We start from the raw sequence: 3,899 nt of genomic DNA, 5'->3' as shown, positions 1-3,899 counted from the left end.
GACGCGAGGGCGGCTTCGAGGGCATCGAGGAGTACCTCGAGACGACGTACGTCGCGCTCCCGGTGTGACGCGCCCGTACGAGGGGCGGTCGTCGGCTCACCGCATGGGGCGAGCAGGCGCGGTGGGAGGGGCGGTGGCGGTGGCCGCGCTGCTGACGCAGGCGTGCGCCGCGGGGCCGGTCCCCTCCTCCGAGACGGTCCCGGCGCCCTCGAGCCCGTCCACCACCGAGGACCAGGGGGTGACGGCCGGGGAGCCGGACGCCGCCACCGGGCGCGAGCGCCGCACCAAGCCGACCCGCGACCCCCTTGCGGACGCGGTGGAGGGACTCGCGACCGGACTCGACGAGCCCGTGCTCGGCGCCGACATCAGCTGGCCGCAGTGCCCCCGCGGGATGGGAATCCCCGAACGACCGACCCAGGGCTCCCCGCCGCCCGCCGACGAGGCCCGGTACGTGATCCTCGGGCTGACCAACGGACCGAGCTTCTACCCCAACCCGTGCCTGGCCGACCAGGTCGCCGACGTCCGCGCCCGGGGCCGGATGGCGGCGGCGTACGCCGTGGCCAGCTACCCCGAGCCCGCCCGTCTCGCGCGGCACGGCGACGACGGGCCGTACGACGGCGGTGACCGTCTCGGGGCGCTGGCCAACACCGGCTACGCGCAGGCCGAGTTCAACCTGGAGACGATGAACGAAGCCGGCCTGCTCAGCCCGATCGTCTGGATCGACGTCGAGCCCGTGCCGGACTTCGAGTGGAGCGCCGACCGCGAGGCCAACGCGGCGGTGCTCGGCGGGCTCGCCCGCGGCTACCGCGACGCCGGCTACGCGATCGGCGTCTACTCGACGCCGTACCTGTGGGAGCAGGTCGTCGGCGACCTCGAGCTGGGAGTGCCGGAGTGGCGCGCGGCGGGGCACACCTCGGGCACGGCCGCGCTCGCCACGTGTGCCCCGGGTGAGGACATCCAGGGCGGTGAGGCGGTGCTGGGTCAGTGGGTCGAGCGCAACCGCGACATGAACCTCACCTGTCCCGGTGTCTCCCTCGCGCTCGAGCGGTGGTTCCACCAGTACTGATCGCCGGGGGCGCCCGTGGCTGCCGGGATCAGGCCAGGCGACCGACCGTGGCCACCAGGCTGCGCCGCGACGTGACGCCGAGCTTGCGGTAGATCTTGGACAGATGACCCTCGACGGCCTTGACCGACACGACGAGCTGCTCGGCGATCGCGCGGTTGGACAACCCGTCCAGCGCGAGCACGGCGACACGACGCTCGGCGTTGGTCAGCACCGCCAGTGCCTCGGCCTCGAGCCGCAGTGGCGTCTCGCCGAGGCGCTCGAGCAGCCGGCGGACCCGGCTCTGCAGCGGCCACAGGTCCTCGCGCGCGGCGTACGACTCGGCCCCGCGCAGCAGGACGGTGGCCTGTGCGTGCTCACCGGAGAGCACGAGCAGGCCGGCGAGGTCGGTGTCGATCTGGGCGGCCAGGCGCCGTGAGTCGGTGCCCGCGAGCAGCGCTCTCGCCTCGGTGAGTCGTCCGATGGCGCGTCCGTCGGCTGCGGTCGTGGCGAGGGTCCGCAGAGAGCGGGCGATGTCGTGGGGGTCGCCGCGCTCGAGCGCAGTCGCGTGCTCTGCCTGGGCGAGGTCGTCGGCCTCGCGCCGTCGGCCGCACCTCACCAGCGCCAGGGCCGCGCCGGAGCGCCACGGCAGGTGATCGCCGTCGCCGGACGCGCCACTGGCCAGGTGGAGCTCGAGGGCCCGCTCGTGCTGGTCCTGCGCCGAGGCGAGCTCGCCGCGCGCGTGCAGGGCGGTCGCCGCGCCGGGTCCGACGACGAGGTCGGTGAGCTGCTCACCCCAGACGATCGCGCGGGCGGTCTCGCCGCGAGCGAGCAGGCACTCGGTGGTCAGGGCGACCAGCACGGCGCGGTCGAGACGGTCGAAGGTGACCGCCGAGGCGGCCCCGTCGAGGAGGGCGAGGGCGTCCGACGAGGCACGGATCCTGCCCTGGCGGACCAGGAGCCGGACGTCGTGCAGTCTCGGATCCAGGCGGGGTGGGGTCCCGACGCCCGGAGGAGCGATTGGCATGCGCTCAGACTAGGAATCGGCGGCCCGGCCGTCCGGCGAATCGCTCAAAGTCGTCGAAACCCGGACGGGTGGACCAGTCCGCCGCGCGGATCACGGCGACGTCGGCCCGCGACCGAGGAAGGCCAGCAGCTGCTCGCCGTACGACGCCTGGCCGGCCACGACCAGCGGCGGTCCGAACCGGTGCGGACCAGGGCCGGTGCGGTCGGCCTCGTCGACGAGACCACGCGCCATCGGGAGCAGCTCGGCAGCCAAGGTCTCCGGGATCGGCCGACCCCGGCCGGTGGCGATCCCGACGTCCCACCCGTGCACGGTGATCTCCAGAGCGGCAGCCAGGGCGAGCACCGAGCGGTCGAGGACGGCGTCCCCGACGTACGTGGTGTCCAGGTGGTCACGCAGTAGGGCCGTGCTCCAGACGCCCACGAGCGCGCACGCCTTGTGCTGCAGGCTGGCGACGCGGACGGCCGCCGGGGCGCCGGCGTCGACCGGGACGGCCACCGCCCCGGTGGCGCCTTCGGTGAAGGCATCCAGCGCATCGTCCATGTGGGCGAGCAGGCCCCGCAGGTCCCAGCGGGTGCACGGAGTCGCGCGACCCAGCTCGTCGTCGGAGATCCGGCTCAGCGCGACTCGCGTGTAGGAGAGCGAGCGCTCGAGCAGCTCGACGGCGTCGGCCACGGTGGGGGCGGCCGTCATCGCGACGTCACGCGGAGTCGGGCGTGTAGCCGGCCGGGAGGCTCGCCGGCAGGCCGAACTTCTCGAACAGCTCGACACCGAAGAACGCGCCCACGTGCCGCACCCGGTCGCCGTCCAGCTCGAGCACCTGCAGGTGGAACGGCTCGAAGGAGCCGTCGGGCTGACGCATGTAGAGGCCGAACGCCGGCTGACCGTTGGCCGTCGTGCGCACCATCGGCATCTCGTTGATGCCACCGGGGCACTGGCCACCGATGAGGGCGCCGATGTTGTCGGCGCCGACGTACCAACCGGTGAACGGCGGCATCTCCCAGACCGCGTCGGCGCGCAGCAGCGAGACGATCGTGTCGATGTCCTTGCGCCAGAACGCATCGACGTAGTGCTCCAGCAGGCGCTGCTGGTCGGCGGTGAGCTCGTTGCTCACGGTGTCCTCGGTGAGGCCGCGCGACTCCATCTGGGCGTGCGCGCGCTGGAGGGCGGAGTTGATCGCCGCGGCGGTGGTGTCCAGGGCCGCGGCGGTCTCGGCCGCCGACCAGCGCAGGACGTCGCGCAGGATCAGCACGGCGCGCTGACGGGCGGGCAGGTGCTGGAGCGCGGCGACGAAGGCCAGCCGGATCGAGTCGCGCTCGGCGACGACGATCGCGGCGTCGGGCACCGGCTCGAGCCAGGTGATCTCGTGGTTCTGCTCCAGGGCGTCGCCGGCCAGCTGGTCGGGAGTGTCGAGCCCGGCGGGCAGCGGTCGGCGCGGCTTGCCCTCCAGGCTGGTCAGGCACACGTTGGTGGCGATCCGGTAGAGCCACGTGCGCACGGAGCTGCGCCCCTGGAACGACGCGCTCGCCTTCCAGGCCCGCAGGAACGTCTCCTGGACCAGGTCCTCGGCCTCGTGGACCGACCCGCTCATCCGGTAGCAGTGCGCGAGGAGCTCGCGCTGGTAGCGCGAGGTCAGGCCGTCGAAGTCGTCGAGCTCCGTGGTGTCGCCGCTCGCGGCGGTGGTGACCTCCGTGCTCGTCGCAGGGCGCGTCGGCACGGGCGTCGGGGTGGTGCTGCTGGTCATCGGTGCTCCTGGGCTCGAGCCGGGACGGCACGTCCTAGATGACTGATTCCAAGGGGTCCGTACGGCGTGGGCGCTGTTTTGAACGAGCA

Annotated in this window: 4 protein-coding genes; 1 reads left to right on the top strand and 3 read right to left on the bottom strand. The window is 73.5% G+C overall.

Annotated features, from left to right (window positions below):
• Positions 1-103: 103 nt before the first annotated feature.
• Positions 104-1,066, top strand: a complete 963-nt coding sequence (locus Q1K33_RS20635) for a hypothetical protein (RefSeq protein ID WP_300406802.1) — start codon at positions 104-106, stop codon at positions 1,064-1,066.
• A gap of 28 nt (positions 1,067-1,094) precedes the next feature.
• Here Q1K33_RS20635 and Q1K33_RS20630 read toward each other — a convergent pair whose 3' ends face one another.
• From Q1K33_RS20630 to Q1K33_RS20620, 3 genes are all read right to left on the bottom strand, one after another.
• Positions 1,095-2,069 carry a LuxR family transcriptional regulator gene (locus tag Q1K33_RS20630; protein WP_300406800.1) on the bottom strand — a complete coding sequence of 325 codons (975 nt, stop codon included), beginning with the start codon at positions 2,067-2,069 and terminating at the stop codon, positions 1,095-1,097.
• Positions 2,070-2,159: 90 nt separating this feature from the next.
• Positions 2,160-2,759, bottom strand: a complete 600-nt coding sequence (locus Q1K33_RS20625) for a TIGR03086 family metal-binding protein (protein WP_300406798.1) — start codon at positions 2,757-2,759, stop codon at positions 2,160-2,162.
• Positions 2,760-2,766: 7 nt separating this feature from the next.
• Positions 2,767-3,810 (bottom strand): sigma-70 family RNA polymerase sigma factor, encoded by a 1,044-nt coding sequence (locus tag Q1K33_RS20620; RefSeq protein ID WP_300406796.1) that lies wholly within the window; start codon positions 3,808-3,810, stop codon positions 2,767-2,769.
• Positions 3,811-3,899: the final 89 nt, after the last annotated feature.

It is taken from the genome of Nocardioides sp., from assembly GCF_029937575.1.
In the GTDB taxonomy this organism is placed as follows: Bacteria; Actinomycetota; Actinomycetes; order Propionibacteriales; family Nocardioidaceae; genus Nocardioides.
Note: the sequence above shows the minus strand (reverse complement) of the source record. Positions and strands in the feature narration are given on the sequence as shown.